The following is a 15,021-nucleotide window of genomic DNA, read 5'->3' as shown; positions in this document are numbered from 1 at the left end:
CGTGCTCTCGGAGCGCCGGCTGCCCGCCGTCCTGCAGACCGAGCGGCTGACGCTGGATCGCTGGCGGGACGACGACGACGGCATGCCGCTGTACCCCGTGCGGGTACGTGGTGGCGCCGCGATCGGTTGCTGCGGGCTCGTCGTCGGACGCTCGACCCCCGACGCCCCGGAGATCGTCCCCGACGAGACCGCGCCGCCCGAGCCCGACGACGGCCGCGGGCTGGTCGTGTGGTCCGTGCTGGTGCTCGCGCCCGGGTCCTAGACCCAGGTGTCGAGCCACATGCGCAGGTGCCACTGGTCGTAGGGGATCGGCATCGCGGTCCAGACCGGGTAGAAGTACAGCCCCACGGCCACCACGATCCCGACGAACACGCCGACGCCGATGATCGCGGGACGGCGCGCCCGGTCGGACAGCGAGGGTGGTCCGACGATCAGCGTCAGCACGTAGACGAGCGTGAGCACGACCCACGGCAGGAACGCGATCGCGTAGAACGAGAAGATCGTGCGGTGGGCGTACGCGAACCACGGCACCCACCCGGCCAGCAGGCCCGCGAGCACCGCGCCTGCCCGCCAGTCGCGGTAGCGCGCCAGCCAGTAGACGGCGACGAGGATCGCGGCCGCACCCGACCACCACAGGACCGGGTTGCCGAGTGCGACGACCGCCTGCGCGCAGTGGTCCGCGCCGCAGAACGACTGCGCGTCCGCCCCCTGCAGCTTGGCGACGTCGGCGTCCCAGAAGAAGGACGTCGGCCGCCACTGCACGATCCACCCGAGCGGGTGGGACGCGTACGTGTGCGGCGTCTCCAGGCCGTTGTGGAACACCCACATCTGCCGGTGGTACTCGACGAACGAGCGCAGCGCCGGCGGCAGCCACGTGACCCCCTGGCCGGGGTTCTGCTCGGCCCAGTTCCGCCCCCACGCGTTCGAGTGCGCGAACCACGACCACCACGACCCGACGTACACGAGGACCGACGTGAGCACCATGACGAGGCCCGCCTGGATCGCGTCCTTGAAGAACGACGCCCGCACCCACGGCCGCACGCCGATCGCACGCCGTGCGGATGCGTCCCACGCGACCGTGAGCAGCCCGAACACCGCCAGGAAGTAGATCCCGGACCACTTCGTACCGATCGCGAGACCCAGCAGCACCGCCGCGGCGAACCGCCACCAGCGCCAGCCCAGCCGCGGACCGTCGCCGAGATCCTCGCCGCGCTCGAAGATCGCGGCGGTCCGCTCCGCCAGTCGTCTGCGAGCCTGTTCGCGGTCGAGCAGCAGTGCCCCGAACGCCGCGAGCGCGAAGAACATGAGGATCGGGTCGAGCAGGCTCGTGCGGGACAGGACGATCGCGAGACCGTCGACCGCCAGCAACAGACCCGCGATCACGCCCCACGCGGTCGACGCGAACAGTCGTCGGGCGATCCGGACCAGCAGCAGCACGCTGAGCGTGCCGAGAACCGCGACGCTCAGGCGCCACGCCGTCGAGCTGTCGACGCCGCCGCCCAGCCGCATCCCGATCCCGATGATCCACTTGCCGACCTGCGGGTGCACCACGTACGAGCCGTCGGTGCGCAGGTCGGAGTCGTCGCCGGCCTCGAAGTCCGGGTTCGGCTCGTCGCCCCACTGGCCCTCGTAGCCCTGCGTGACGAGCGACCACCCGTCCTTGACGTAGTACGTCTCGTCGAACACGAGCGAGTGCGGCCGGCCGAGGTCCCAGAACCGCAGCACGCCCGCGAGCAACGTCACGCCGAGCGCCCACGCCCACCCGACGACCCGGTCGCGTCGTGTTGCGTCGAGCAGCATCGTGGCGCGGCCGAGCAGGCGTTCGCGCAGCTCGTCGAGGCTCGGCGGCGTCGGCGGGGGTGCCGGCTCGGACGCGGTCTGCTCGAGGCCGTCGTAGCCGCGTCCCGTCGGCCACGGGTCGCTGCCCTCGCTCGTGGGCGGGAACGGCGACGCCGGTGCGGTGATCGGGGCGGGTGCCGCCGGCACCGCGGACGCGTCCGAGCCGCCGGTCGACGCGGGCTCGTCGGGCGCAGGGGTCTCGTCGGGCGCAGGGGTCTCGTCGGGCGGGGAGGTCGTGTCGGTCGGCGGCTCGTCGGGCGGGGTGGGCCCGTCGGCCGGCACCGTCGCGGCGGCAGGCTCCTGCTCGTCGGGCGGGGTGGTCCCGTCGATCGGACTGGTCGTGCCGGTCGCCGCGGGCTCGTCCGGTGGGGGCACGTCCGCGGGTGGGCCACCGTCGGGTGTGGGTCGGGGCGCGTCGTCGTCGGGCGTGAGCGGCACGCGGACATGCTACGGGCGCAACGTGCGCGAATCCGGACGTTCGCCGCGCGGGAGAGCGCGTCGGCATCGCCGACGCTCAGCTCCGGGGTGGCAGGCTGTCCGCGTGAGCAGGCCCGAGCACCACGCGTCCGACGAGCCCGCGACCGTCGAGCCCGCGTCCGACGAGCGTGCGTCCGACGAGCCCGCGACCGTCGAGCCCGCGTCCGGCGAGCGTGCGTCCGACGAGCCCGCGACCGTCGAGCCCGCATCCGGCGAGAGTGCGTCCGACGAGCCCGCGACCGTCGAGCCCGCGACCGTCGAGTCCGTGCTCGAAGACGACGTCGCTGACGGGGATGGCGGCGAGCAGGACGACGCCCCGGTCCCGGACGGGGGAGTGCTCGTGCTCGCTGCGACGCCGATCGGCAACGTCGGCGACGCGTCCGACCGGCTGCGCACGCTGCTCGCGACGGCGGACGTGGTCGCCGCCGAGGACACCCGACGCCTGCGGGCGCTCGCGGCCCGGCTCGGCGTCGAGGTCCGCGGCCGGGTGGTGAGCCACCACGAGCACAACGAGGCCGCCCGCTCCGACGAGCTGCTCGCGGCGGTCGCCGCGGGGGCGACCGTGGTGGTCGTGTCCGACGCCGGGATGCCGGCCGTCTCGGACCCGGGGTTCCGGGTCGTCGGCGCGGCCGCGCAGGCGGGGCTGCGGGTCACCGCGGCGCCCGGTCCGAGCGCTGTGCTGACGGCGCTCGCGCTGTCCGGGCTGCCGACGGACCGGTTCTGTTTCGAGGGCTTCGCGCCGCGCAAGGCGGGAGAGCGTGCGCGGGCGCTCGCCGACCTGGCCGACGAGCGGCGCACGCTCGTCTTCTTCGAGTCGCCGCACCGGCTGGCCGACCTGCTGGCGGCCATGGCCGAGGCGTTCGGCGCCGACAGGCCGGCGGCGGTGTGCCGTGAGCTGACGAAGCGCTACGAGGAGGTCCGTCGCGGCCCGCTCGTCGAGCTGGCGCAGTGGGCCGCCGACGGCCACGTCCGGGGCGAGATCGTCGTCGTGGTGGGTGGGGCCGCGCGCCCCGCCGTGCCGGACCTCGCCACGCTCGTCGCGCAGGTCCGGGCCCGCGTCGATGCGGGTGAGCGACACAAGGAGGTCGTCGCCGAGGTCGCGGCCGCCACCGGCACCCCCCGCCGTCCGCTCTACGAGGCAACCCTGCGCCCCCGCCCCTAACCCACCGCCCGCCCCCGCCCCCACCAAGCCCGCCCCCGCCCCCACCCTGCGGGCCAGCCCCGCCGCGCCCCCGCAACCCGTCGATGCAGCCATGAATGCACATCTGCGGGGCTGCACCCGCCGGGATCTGCATTCATCTGTGCACCCATCGCCGCGCGGAGCGTGGGTCGGTGGGCTACCCGGGGCATGCACCCCGGCCGGGCCTCGCCGAGCCCGGCCGAGCCCGGACTCGGTCCCGGGGGCGCGTGATCGGTGGGTGCAGGGATGGGGGCAGGTGTGCGGGGGTGCACCCGCCGGGATCTGCATTCATGGCTGCATCGAGGGGTTGTGGGGGACGGGGCGGCTTAGGGTGGCAGGGTGGTGGTGGATCGGGGTGTGAGGCGGGCGTTGCTCGTCGTGGATGTGCAGCCGGCGTTCTGCGAGGGCGGCGCGCTGCCGGTGAACGGCGGCAACGACGTGGCGGTCGCGATCGCCGAGTTCGCGGCGAGCCACCGGGACCGGTACGGGTTCGTCGTGACGACGCAGGACTGGCACGTCGACCCGGGCGCGCACTTCTCCGAGCACCCGGACTTCGTCGACACCTGGCCGCCGCACGGCGTCGCGGGGACCGCCGAGGCCGAGCTGCACCCGGCGCTCGCGGACCTCGCCCCCGACGTGAGCGTGCGCAAGGGCGAGTACGCGGCGGCGTACTCGGGTTTCGAGGGTCACGACGAGCAGGGGCGCACGCTCCTCGAGCTGCTCCGGCAGGCCCAGGTCACGGACGTGGACGTCGTCGGCATCGCCGAGTCGCACTGCGTGCGGGCGACCGCGCTCGACGCGCAGGCGGCCGGCCTGCGCACGCGGGTGCTGACGGACCTGACCGTCCCGGTCACGCCGGAGCTGGGCTCGGCCGCACGCGACGACCTGCGCGCGGCGGGCGTCGAGCTGCTGGGTTCCGGCGAGGTCTGAGCCGACACCTGACGACCGCCGCTCGGGTGGCGGGCGGCGGCGGGGCGTGCTGGGCTCGGCGACATGGGAACGGCGGGCGCAGGCGGCTGGGGTCCGTTCGCGCGCACGGTGGCCGGGCTCGCGTTCGTCGGCCTCGCGCTCGCGGGTTGCACGGGCGACGACGAGCAGACGACGAGCCCGACGAACGCGCCGCCCTCGTCGGAACCCGTCACGACCCCGAGCGCCGGACCCAGCCCAACGGACGAGCCGACCCCGACGCCCGTCCCGACGGCGAGCCCGACGCCGGTGCCGCCGGACGGCCCGGACACGATCGAGGTGCTCGAGCGCGGCGACCTGCTCTCGGGGCTGGACGTGCCGTGGGGGCTCGCGTACACCGCGGACGGGACCGCGGTGCTCACGCTGCGCGAGCGCGCGGCGCTCATGGTCGTGCCGCCGGGGGGTCGGCCCGCGGCGGTCGCAGGGCCGGGTGCCGAGCAGCTCGTCGACGTCGTCGCGCCGGTCGGCGAGGCGGGTCTGCTGGGCGTCGCGGTGCTCGGCGAGAGCGCGGCCGGCGTCGACCTCGTCCTCTACGCGACGACGGACACCGACAACCGGGTGCTGCGCGGCACGCTCACCGGCACGTCTCTGGGTGAGCTCACGCCGATCCTCACCGGCATCCCGCACGCGAGCTACCACGACGGCGGCCGGCTCGCCGTCGGACCGGACGGCTGCCTGTACGTGTCCACGGGCGATGCCGGGGTGCGCTCGAGCTCGCAGGACCTCGACAGCCTGGGCGGCAAGATCCTGCGGATCACGGCGACCGGGCATCCTGCACCCGGCAACCCGTTCGACGGGTCGCCGGTGTGGAGCTACGGGCACCGCAACGTGCAGGGGATGGGCTGGGCGGCGGACGGGCGGATGTTCGCGTCCGAGTTCGGCCAGGACACGTGGGACGAGCTCAACCTCGTCGTGCCGGGCGGCAACTACGGCTGGCCGCTGGTCGAGGGCAGCGACGGCGGCGACCGCGGTCTGGTCGAGCCGCTCGCGACGTGGCGCACGGACGACGCGTCGCCGTCCGGCCTCGCGGTGACGGACGAGGGCGTGTACCTGGCCGGGTTGCGCGGGCAGGTGCTGTGGCGGCTGCCGCTGCGCCCGTCCGACGAGGGTGCGGGTGTCGGCCGGGCGCAGGCGCTGCTCGACGGCGTGCTCGGCCGGCTGCGCGCGGTCGTCGTGGCGCCCGACGGCAGCCTCACGGTGCTGACGAACAACACCGACGGCCGCGGCACGCCCCGGGCGGGCGACGACCGAGCCGTGCGCGTGGTCGTCGGCTGACGACGGTGCGCGTGGTCGTCGGCTGACGACGGTGCGCGTGGTCGTCGGCTGACGACCCACTCTGTCCACAGGGCCCCCACGCGGTCGTGCCGCGCGCGGCTAGCGTCGCGGCACGACGAAGGTCGCATCCCGACGAGGGGTCGCGACGCGAGCACGGGGGAGAGGGCTGATGAGCGGGCTGATGGGCGGGTACGAGATCGACATCGACGACATCCGGGACCATGCAAAGCACGTGCGACCGCTCGGGGAGGAGCTCGGTGCGGCGGCGGACAAGGGCCGCGCGACGGTGATGGACGCCGAGGCGTTCGGGCTGCTCTGCGCGCACGTCGGGATCAAGGCGCTCAGCCATGCCGATGCCGTGCGCCGGACGATCGAGCGCTGCGGCGCGGTCGTCGACGAGCTGCCGGGGGCACTGGCGGAGATGAGCATCGCGTACGAGGACGTCGACGCCGAGGTGAGCCGGGTCCTGCGCGAGCTGGCGAGCGGGCTGTGAGCGTGGACGTGTCGGCCGCGCAGGGGGCGGCCGATGGTTCGGGGCCGGACGTCGCCGGGTGGTTGACCGGCTCGGGGCTGCCCGAGGACCTGTTCGGCCTCTCGGAGCAGGTCGCGAGCGGCTCCTGGCTCGCCGCGGGGCTCTCGTCGGTGGCGATCGGTGCGGGCGTGGCCTCGCTGGTGGAGGATCCGCTGGCCGGCGTCGTGTCGATGGGCCTCAGCTGGGTGCTCGACCACGTCCAGCCGCTGCGTGGCTGGTTCGAGGACCTCACGGGCGACCACGACGCGGTCGTGGCGCACGCCGACGAGTGGGCGGCGATCGCGGTCGACGTCGACTCGGTCGGGACCACGTTGACGGACCGGGTGCGCGCGGACCTCGCGGGAATGAGCGGGGTGGCGATCGACCGTTACCGCACCTTCGGGACCTCGCTGGGCGAGCACGTCACCGGCGTCGCGCGCAGTGCGTCGTCCGTCGCGGGCGCCCTGCGATGGTTCGCCGACATCGTCCAGGCGGTGCACGACCTGGTGCGCGACGCGCTCTCCGACGTCATCGGGCTCGCCGTGTCGTGCGGAGGCGAGCTCGCGTTCTCGGGGGGTCTCGCCCTGCCGCACGTGATCGGGCGGGTCTCGGCTCGGGTCGCGCACCTGAGCGTCAAGATCGGCCGGTTCGTGCAGGACCTCGTCACCTCGGTCACGCGGCTCGTGACGGGCGTCGGCTCGCTCGACGAGGTGCTCGAGCTGGTCCTGAAGGAGATGGACGGCATCGCGGACGCGCTGCGTCGTGGGGTGCGCGCGTACCGGCCGGGCATCGGCGACATCCCGACCGCCGTCTCACCGTTCGTCCCGGTGCGCGACGGCGACGCGTGCGCCAGCACCTAGGATCGGGCGCATGTCGCGCATCCTGTCGGCCGTCGCCTGGCCCTACGCGAACGGCCCCCGCCACATCGGTCACGTCGCCGGATTCGGCGTCCCGTCCGACATCTTCAGCCGCTACATGCGGATGGCGGGCCACGACGTGCTCATGGTCTCGGGGACCGACGAGCACGGCACGCCGATCCTCGTGCAGGCGGAGAAGGAGGGCGTGACGCCGCAGGAGCTCGCGGACCGGTACAACCGGGTGATCGTCGAGGACCTGCAGGCGCTCGGCCTGAGCTACGACCTGTTCACGCGCACGACGACGCGCAACCACTACGCCGTGGTGCAGGAGATGTTCCGCACGGTGCACCGCAACGGCTACATGGTCGAGCAGTCGACGATGGGGGCGATCAGCCCGAGCACGGGCCGCACGCTGCCGGACCGGTACGTCGAGGGCACGTGCCCGATCTGCGGCTACGACGGCGCGCGCGGCGACCAGTGCGACAACTGCGGCAACCAGCTCGACGCGATCGACCTGATCAACCCGCGCAGCCGGATCAACGGTGAGAAGCCGAAGTTCGTCGAGTCGACCCACTTCTTCCTCGACCTGCCGGCGTTCGCCGGCGCGCTCGAGGCCTGGCTGCGCACGCGCGCCGACTGGCGGCCGAACGTCCTGAACTTCAGCCTCAACCTCATCGACGACATGCGACCGCGCGCGATGACACGGGACATCGACTGGGGCATCCCGGTCCCGCTCGCCGGTTGGGAGGAGAACCCGGCCAAGCGGCTGTACGTGTGGTTCGACGCCGTGATCGGCTACCTGTCGGCGTCCGTCGAGTGGGCGCGCCGCACGGGCGACCCGGAGGCCTGGCGAGCCTGGTGGAACGACCCTGAGGCCTTGTCCTACTACTTCATGGGCAAGGACAACATCACCTTCCACTCGCAGATCTGGCCGGCCGAGCTGCTCGGCTACGACGGTCGGGGAGACAAGGGCGGCGAGCCCGGGCTGTTCGGGGACCTGCAGCTGCCGACCGAGGTGGTGAGCAGCGAGTTCCTCACCATGGAGGGCAAGAAGTTCGCGTCGTCGCGCGGGATCGTCATCTACGTGCGGGACATGCTCGCGCGCTACCAGCCGGACGCGCTGCGCTACTTCATCTCGGTGGCCGGGCCCGAGAGCCAGGACGCCGACTTCACGTGGGCGGACTTCCTGCGCCGCACCAACGACGAGCTGGTCGCGGGCTGGGGCAACCTCGTGAACCGGACCGCGAGCATGATCCACAAGAACTTCGGTGAGATCCCCGCCGCGGGGACGCTCGCCGACGTGGACCGGGCCATGCTGGCGCAGTCGTCGGCGGCGTTCGGTCAGGTCGGCGAGCTCGTCGGGACGCACCGGCACCGCGCCGCGATCGGCGAGGCGATGCGGCTGGTCCAGGAGGCCAACCGGTACGTCTCGGAGACCGAGCCGTGGAAGCTGACCCAGGACCGCGAGCGGCTCGGCACCGTGCTGAACACCGCCGCGCAGGTGGTCAGCGACGCGAACACGCTGCTCGCGCCGTTCCTGCCGCACTCCGCGCAGAGGATCCACGAGACGCTGGGCTCCGCGGGCGTGCTCGCCCCGCAGCCCCGCATCGACGAGGTCACCGACCTGGACGACGAGGCCCGCACCTACCCCGTGATCACGGGCGACTACCGCGACGTGCCCACGTGGCAGTCGCGCACGCTGGTGCCCGGCACGCCGGTGGCCAAGCCCACGCCGGTCTTCACCAAGCTCGACGACTCGATCGTCGAGGAGGAGCTCGCGCGGTACGCCGAGCGCTGAGTCGGGCCGGGGCCGGCAGCTCGTCGGCGAGACGCGGATCGGGAGGACGGATGGCGCGCACGCGCGAGCGCGGCTGGCCGCCGACGCCCGAGCCGCTACCCGTCGCGGTCGTCGACAACCACACGCACCTCGAGACGGTGGTCGGTTGGGTCGCCGAGGGCTGGCACGGCCCCGACGAGGGTGCGACCGACACGGGTGATCCGCCCGGGCTGGCCGCGCACCTGGACCGGGCCGCCGCGGTCGGCGTCACGCGCATGGTGCAGGTCGGCTGCGACCTGGAGGCCGTCGCCTGGACCGACGCGGTGGTGCGCGATCAGCCGCGACTGCTCGGGGCGGTGGCGATCCACCCCAACGAGGCCGTGCTGCACGCGGGCGTGCACGAGGTCGCGCCCGACGGCCTCGACCCGGACCCGCAGGCACGCCACGACGCACCGCTCGACGAGGCGTTGGCGCGGGTCGCGGCGGTCGCGCTGGCCAACCCGCGCATCCGCGCGATCGGGGAGACCGGCCTCGACCACTTCCGGGCCGGTCCGCGCGGCCGCGAGGTGCAGCGGGAGGCGTTCCGCGCGCACGTCGCGCTCGCCAAGGAGCTCGGTCTGGCCCTGCAGATCCACGACCGCGACGCGCACGACGAGGTGGTCGACGTGCTGGCGCGCGACGGCGCCCCCGACCGGACGGTGTTCCACTGCTTCTCGGGCGACGCGGCGCTCGCGGCACTCGCAGCCGAGCGCGGCTGGTTCTGCTCGTTCGCCGGCCCGCTCTCGTTCCCCGCGAACGAGGCGCTGCGCGCGGCGGCACGGGCGCTGCCCGCCGAGCTGCTCCTGGTCGAGACCGACGCGCCGTACCTGACGGTGCACCCGCACCGCGGCCGCCCGAACGCGCCCTACCTGCTGCCGGGAACGGTCCGTGCGCTCGCGGCGGCCCGCGGCGCGGACCTCGCGGAGCTGTGCGCGACGATCGACCGGACGTCGCAGCAGGTCTACGGCGCGTGGGACGACGGGCTGTGACCGATCGGACACGACACGCCGAGCGACACGCCGACGCGACTGCGGCGGCCGGGTGACTCGGACCGTCCGGAGTTCAGACTCCGGCTACCGACGCCGATCACGGATCGGTTACGGTCGGACCGTCGTCCGGCCGGACCGCACGACGACCGCCCCGAGGAGGACCCCCGCGTGAGCGCTGCCGCCCCGCCGAGCAGGCGCCCTCGCGCGCGCCGACGCCGGCCGCTGCAGCTCGCCGCGCAGGGTCTCGTGCTCGCGCTCGTCGCGGGTGCCACCAGCGCCTTCGCGGTGCTGCACAAGGAGGTCACGGTCGACGTGGACGGTCAGTCCGTCCGGGTCGAGGGCTTCGGCCGCACGGTCGAACAGGTGCTGTCCGCCGGCGGGATCGAGGTCGGTGAGCGGGACCTGGTCGCTCCGGGCCTGAGCACGGCCGTGGGGCGCGGCGACCAGATCGTCGTGCGTCACGCGCGTGAGCTCGACATCGACGTCGACGGCACCGAGCGGACCGTGTGGACCACGGCACTGACGGTCGGCGAGGCCGTCGAGGCGCTCGGGCTGCGCGACGGCGACGTGCGGCTCTCCGCATCGCGGTCCTCGTCGCTCACGCGCGGGACCCTGCGGGTCTCGACGCTCAAGGAGATCCACCTCGTCGTCGACGGGCAGGTCATCGACGGCGTGAGCAGCGCCGCGTCGGTGCGCGACGCGCTCAAGGACATCGGCCTCGTGCTCGCGGCCGGCGACCAGGTCTCGGTCCCGCTGGACGCGACGGCGGTCGACGGCCTCGTCGTGCTCGTCACGCGCGCGGCGACCGACGGCCAGACGGTCACCGAGGCGATCCCGTTCGAGGAGGAAGAGGTCGAGGACCCGACGCTCGTCAAGGGCACGCGCGTGATCACGACCCACGGCCGCGCCGGGGTCCGCACGACCACGTACGAGCTCGACACGGTGGGTGGCGTGGTCGTCGGACGAACGGTCGTCACGTCGATCGTCACGACGCCGCCGGTGACGCAGGTCGTCACGGTCGGTACGGCGAAGCTGCCGACCATCGTCGTCTCGCCCGGCAGCGCGCAGGCGCTCGGCAAGGAGATGGCCGCCGCGCGCGGCTGGGGCGACGACCAGTTCGCGTGCCTCTACCCGCTGTGGAAGGCCGAGAGCGGCTGGCGCGTGAACGCGGAGAACAAGTCCTCCGGCGCCTACGGCATCCCGCAGGCCCTGCCCGGTTCCAAGATGGCCTCGGTCGCCGCGGACTGGCGCACCAACCCCGCGACCCAGATCACCTGGGGACTCAACTACATCAAGAGCCGCTACGGCACCCCGTGCGGCGCGTACGAGCACTTCCAGCTCAAGCACTGGTACTGACCGGCTGTTTGCCCGCGGCGAGGATCCCGCTGAACCGGCGTTGACCGCGCCTCGACCCCTGGCTGACGATCGCGCGGGGTGCACCGAAGAAACGCTTGACCGAGCCGTGACCTGCGAGGGCGCCACCGTCACCGCACGGTAGGCGCCCGGGGCAACCAGAGTTGGACTTGAGTGTCACGGTTCGGTTACGGTCCGCGTGTCGCATGGGCTTCCCGCCCTCAGAACCACCCGGGAACCCGCGTGACTCGGAGGTCCGACGAGGACCCCCGCGACCGCCGGATCGAGGATCCGGGACAGACGCGCGAGGCAGCGCCCGCCACCACACTCAGCCGCGAGGCCGTGGTGTGTCTGTTCCCGTCCCTCGTGCCCGGGCACCGCGACGGCTGGAGCCCCGTGCCGTTCTCCCACCTCCCCCGCATCTTCGCCCGCGCCTCGGCCTCGACGACCCCGTCGGCCACCGAGCCGGGCGCCACGACCTCCGACGCATCGTCGGGGACCGCACCGGAGCGGGGGCGGCAGGGCCGCCGCCGGCTCGTCGTGCCCGCGGTCGTGACGGCCACCGCGCTCGTGCTCGTCACGGGCACCGCCGTGTTCGCCCAGGCTCACAAGAAGGTCACGATCGACGTCGACGGCGAGGTCCGCGAGGTCTCGACGTTCGCCGGCTCGGTCGAGGGTCTGCTGCAGGACCAGGGTGTCCCGGTCGACGAGCGCGACGACGTCAGCCCGCAGGGCGCGCTGAACGACGGCGCCGACATCGTCGTGCGGCACGCGCACCGGCTGACCGTCGAGCAGGACGGCACCGAGCGTGAGGTCTGGACGACGGCCCTGACGGCCGCGGACGCGCTCGAGGTGCTCGCCGTGCGCGACGCGTCGATCGCGCTCGTCGCCTCCCGTTCCGGTTCGCGCGCCGGCTTCGCGATCGACCTCGCGACCGCCGAGAACGTGAGCGTGCTCGCCGACGGCCACACCGTGACCGTCGAGGACACGGCCCGCACGCTGCCTGATGCGCTCACGTCGGCCGACGTCGAGCTCGGCCCGCTGGACCGGGTCAGCCTCGAGGCCGGGAGCAACGGCGGCGTGCTCGTCGTCGTGCAGCGCGTGCTGGTGCGCCAGGAGGTCACCACGCAGGACATCGCGTTCACCACGACGACCCGCGAGGACCCGGACAGCTACGAGGGCTCCAAGACGGTCGAGACCGCCGGCAAGGCGGGCGTACGGACCATCCGTCAGAGCATCACGACGATCGACGGCACCGAGACGGCCCGGATCGTCATGTCCGACGAGGTCACGAGCGAGCCGGTCGACGCGGTCGTCCTCGTCGGGACCAAGGAGCGGCCGGCCGTGCGCCCGGGCCCGATCTCGTCCCCCGGCGACGCCGCGAGCCTGAACTGGGCGGCGCTCGCCCAGTGCGAGTCCGGCGGCAACCCGCGCATCGTGTCCAGCAACGGGCTGTACTACGGCCTCTACCAGTTCTCGCTGGGCACCTGGCGTGCGGTCGGTGGCGCCGGTCTGCCCTCGGAGGCGTCGTCGGCCGAGCAGACCTCGCGGGCCCAGATGCTCTACAACCGCTCGGGTGCGGGCCAGTGGCCGCACTGCGGTTCGCGGCTGTTCTCCTGATCGTCCGCGGTCGCGCGGCGTCACCGCGCGTCACCAGGGGCCTCGTCGGCGTGCCGACGGGGCCCCTGGCCGTAGGCTCGGCCGGGTGACCGTGACGCTGCTCGGACCCGCCGAGATCCGCGAGCTGGCCGCGGCGGCGGGCATCCGCCCCACCAAGACGCTCGGGCAGAACTTCGTCCTCGACGGCGGCACGGTGCGCAAGATCGTCCGGCAGGCCGACGTCGTCGCCGGCGAGCGCGTCGTCGAGGTCGGTCCCGGCCTGGGCTCGCTCACGCTCGGCCTGCTCGAGGCAGGCGCCGACGTCGTCGCGGTCGAGATCGACCCCGTCCTCGCGGCGCTCCTGCCGTCGACCGTCGCCCGGCACGTCCCGGGTCTGCGCCGCGTGGGTCCCGACGAGCTGGAGCCCGACGAGCACGCATCCGACGAGCGAGCGCCCGTGGTGCTGCGCGACGAGGCGGGCCGCGACCGGCTCACGGTGGTGACGAACGACGCGCTGCAGGTGCACGCGCTGCCCGGCCCGCCGCCGACGGCGCTCGTGGCCAACCTGCCGTACAACGTCTCGGTCCCGGTGCTGCTGACGTTCCTCGAGCGGTTCGACTCGCTCGAGCGCGGGCTGGTCATGGTGCAGGCGGAGGTCGCGGACCGGCTCGTCGCGCCGCCGGGCAGCCGCACGTACGGCGTGCCCTCGGCGAAGGTCGCGTGGTTCGCCGCGGCACGCCGCACGGCGACGGTCGGGCGGTCGGTGTTCTGGCCCGCGCCCAACGTCGACTCCGCGCTCGTGCGGCTGGACCGCCGCGAGCCGCCGACCACGTCCGCGACCCGTGAGCAGGTGTTCGCCGTCGTCGACGCGGCGTTCGCGCAGCGTCGCAAGATGCTGCGTTCGGCGCTCGCACCGTGGGCGGGTTCGACCGAGGCGGCGCTGGCCGCGCTGACGGCGGCGGGGGTCGACCCGCAGTCCCGCGGTGAGCAGGTGGACGTCGTGGCGTTCGCGCGCGTCGCCGCGGCCCTGGCGGAGGCGTCCGTCGACGGAGCGCACGGCGGGCCGGCCCGGGAACCGACGACCCCGCAGCCGACGACCCCGCAACCGACGACCCTGGCGCCGGGCGCCCCGCGACCTGGCACAGTGGGCCCGTGACCCTCAGCTCGGTGCCCCAGCCCGCGCACGAGGTCCACGTGCGCGCACCCGGCAAGGTGAACCTGTCGCTGCGCGTCGGCCCGCTGGGCCCGGGTGAGCAGTACCACCAGCTCACGACGGTGTTCCAGGCGGTGTCGGTCTACGAGGAGGTCGTCGCACGCTCGTCGGACGAGCGCACGGTGACCGTCAGCGGACCGCAGGCCGCGCTGGTGCCCACGGACGCGACGAACCTGGCGCTGCGCGCGGTCGAGGCGCTCGCGGCGGCGACCGGGACCGACGAGGGCGTCGCGCTGCACGTCGACAAGGGCGTGCCGGTGGCCGGCGGCATGGCGGGCGGGTCGGCGGACGCGGCGGCGACGCTGCTGGCGTGCGACGCGCTGTGGCGCACCGGCCTGTCGCGCGCCGAGTTGCTCGAGCTCGCGGCGACGCTGGGTTCCGACGTGCCGTTCGTGCTGCAGGGCCACACCGCGATGGGTCAGGGCCGCGGTGAGCTGCTGACGCCTGCGCTGAGCCGCGGCGAGTTCCACTGGGCGTTCGCGGTGCGGGACACGGGGCTGTCGACGCCGGCGGTGTACCGCGAGTTCGACCGGCTGCACGCGCTCGCGGACGACCCGCGCGAGGCGTTGCGCCGCGGCGGGGGCGTGGCCGTCCCGCCGGACCCCGACGACGACGTGCGGCTGATGCAGGCGCTGCGCGCGGGTGACCCGCACGCGCTGGGTGCCGCGCTGCACAACGACCTGCAGGCGGCCGCGCTCGAGCTCGAGCCCGGCCTGGCCGAGCCGCTGGCCGTGGCGCAGGACGCGGGCGCGCTCGGCGTCGTCGTGTCCGGCTCGGGCCCGACGGTCGCGGCGCTCGCCCGCAACCGCCAGCACGCGCTGGTGCTCGCCGCAGCGTTCACGGCGTCCGGCGTGGCCGACCGCGTGCTCACCGCGACCGGGCCCGTCCCCGGTGCCCGCATCGTCGCGGAGGACTGAACCGCCCGCGCGGCCGGTAGCCTCGACCC

13 protein-coding genes are annotated in these 15,021 nt (G+C 74.1%); 12 read left to right on the top strand and 1 reads right to left on the bottom strand.

What is annotated here, in order from left to right:
* Window position 1: 1 nt before the first annotated feature.
* Window positions 2–262, top strand: a complete 261-nt coding sequence (locus tag CCO02nite_RS08320) for a hypothetical protein (RefSeq protein ID WP_146842660.1) — start codon at window positions 2–4, stop codon at window positions 260–262.
* Here the strand turns inward: CCO02nite_RS08320 and CCO02nite_RS08315 are convergent.
* The gene (locus CCO02nite_RS08315; protein ID WP_246117430.1) at window positions 259–2,277 is read right to left on the bottom strand and encodes a dolichyl-phosphate-mannose--protein mannosyltransferase; all 2,019 of its coding nucleotides are present in this window, start codon (window positions 2,275–2,277) and stop codon (window positions 259–261) included. The two genes, CCO02nite_RS08320 and CCO02nite_RS08315, sit on opposite strands and share 4 nt — an antisense overlap.
* A 304-nt stretch (window positions 2,278–2,581) precedes the next feature.
* Here CCO02nite_RS08315 and rsmI point away from each other — a divergent pair, with 304 nt between their 5' ends.
* The 11 genes from rsmI to CCO02nite_RS08255 all read left to right on the top strand — a co-directional run bounded on the left by rsmI (window position 2,582) and on the right by CCO02nite_RS08255 (window position 14,992).
* The gene (gene rsmI, locus CCO02nite_RS08310) at window positions 2,582–3,478 is read left to right on the top strand and encodes a 16S rRNA (cytidine(1402)-2'-O)-methyltransferase (protein ID WP_146842733.1); all 897 of its coding nucleotides are present in this window, start codon (window positions 2,582–2,584) and stop codon (window positions 3,476–3,478) included.
* 375 nt (window positions 3,479–3,853) lie between these two features.
* Window positions 3,854–4,426: an isochorismatase family protein gene (locus CCO02nite_RS08300; RefSeq protein WP_146842659.1), complete on the top strand. Its 573-nt coding sequence runs from the start codon at window positions 3,854–3,856 to the stop codon at window positions 4,424–4,426.
* Between the two features lie 63 nt (window positions 4,427–4,489).
* Complete coding sequence (locus CCO02nite_RS08295) at window positions 4,490–5,737, top strand: PQQ-dependent sugar dehydrogenase (protein ID WP_146842658.1); 1,248 nt, start codon at window positions 4,490–4,492, stop codon at window positions 5,735–5,737.
* Window positions 5,738–5,906: 169 nt separating this feature from the next.
* Entirely contained in the window at window positions 5,907–6,230 is a 324-nt protein-coding gene (locus CCO02nite_RS08290) for a hypothetical protein (protein ID WP_146842657.1), read from the top strand.
* Window positions 6,227–7,108: a hypothetical protein gene (locus CCO02nite_RS08285; protein ID WP_146842656.1), complete on the top strand. Its 882-nt coding sequence runs from the start codon at window positions 6,227–6,229 to the stop codon at window positions 7,106–7,108. The genes CCO02nite_RS08290 and CCO02nite_RS08285 overlap by 4 nt, the downstream gene beginning before the upstream one ends.
* A gap of 10 nt (window positions 7,109–7,118) precedes the next feature.
* Window positions 7,119–8,903 (top strand): methionine--tRNA ligase, encoded by a 1,785-nt coding sequence (metG, locus tag CCO02nite_RS08280; protein ID WP_146842655.1) that lies wholly within the window; start codon window positions 7,119–7,121, stop codon window positions 8,901–8,903.
* 50 nt (window positions 8,904–8,953) lie between these two features.
* Window positions 8,954–9,910 (top strand): TatD family hydrolase, encoded by a 957-nt coding sequence (locus tag CCO02nite_RS08275; protein WP_146842654.1) that lies wholly within the window; start codon window positions 8,954–8,956, stop codon window positions 9,908–9,910.
* A gap of 168 nt (window positions 9,911–10,078) precedes the next feature.
* Window positions 10,079–11,266: a resuscitation-promoting factor gene (locus CCO02nite_RS08270; protein WP_246117429.1), complete on the top strand. Its 1,188-nt coding sequence runs from the start codon at window positions 10,079–10,081 to the stop codon at window positions 11,264–11,266.
* A 240-nt stretch (window positions 11,267–11,506) separates the two neighbouring features.
* Window positions 11,507–12,883, top strand: a complete 1,377-nt coding sequence (locus CCO02nite_RS16220; RefSeq protein ID WP_281284582.1) for a resuscitation-promoting factor — start codon at window positions 11,507–11,509, stop codon at window positions 12,881–12,883.
* A gap of 85 nt (window positions 12,884–12,968) precedes the next feature.
* Window positions 12,969–14,018, top strand: a complete 1,050-nt coding sequence (locus tag CCO02nite_RS08260; RefSeq protein ID WP_146842653.1) for a ribosomal RNA small subunit methyltransferase A — start codon at window positions 12,969–12,971, stop codon at window positions 14,016–14,018.
* On the top strand, window positions 14,015–14,992 hold the full coding sequence (locus tag CCO02nite_RS08255; protein WP_146842652.1) for a 4-(cytidine 5'-diphospho)-2-C-methyl-D-erythritol kinase: 978 nt from the start codon (window positions 14,015–14,017) through the stop codon (window positions 14,990–14,992). Before CCO02nite_RS08260 ends, CCO02nite_RS08255 begins: the two co-directional genes overlap by 4 nt.
* Window positions 14,993–15,021 lie beyond the last annotated feature (29 nt).

The sequence above is a fragment of the Cellulomonas composti genome (assembly GCF_007990245.1).
GTDB lineage: Bacteria > Actinomycetota > Actinomycetes > Actinomycetales > Cellulomonadaceae > Cellulomonas > Cellulomonas composti.
The sequence above is the reverse complement of the archived record's forward strand: the minus strand, read 5'-3'. Positions and strand labels throughout refer to the sequence as shown.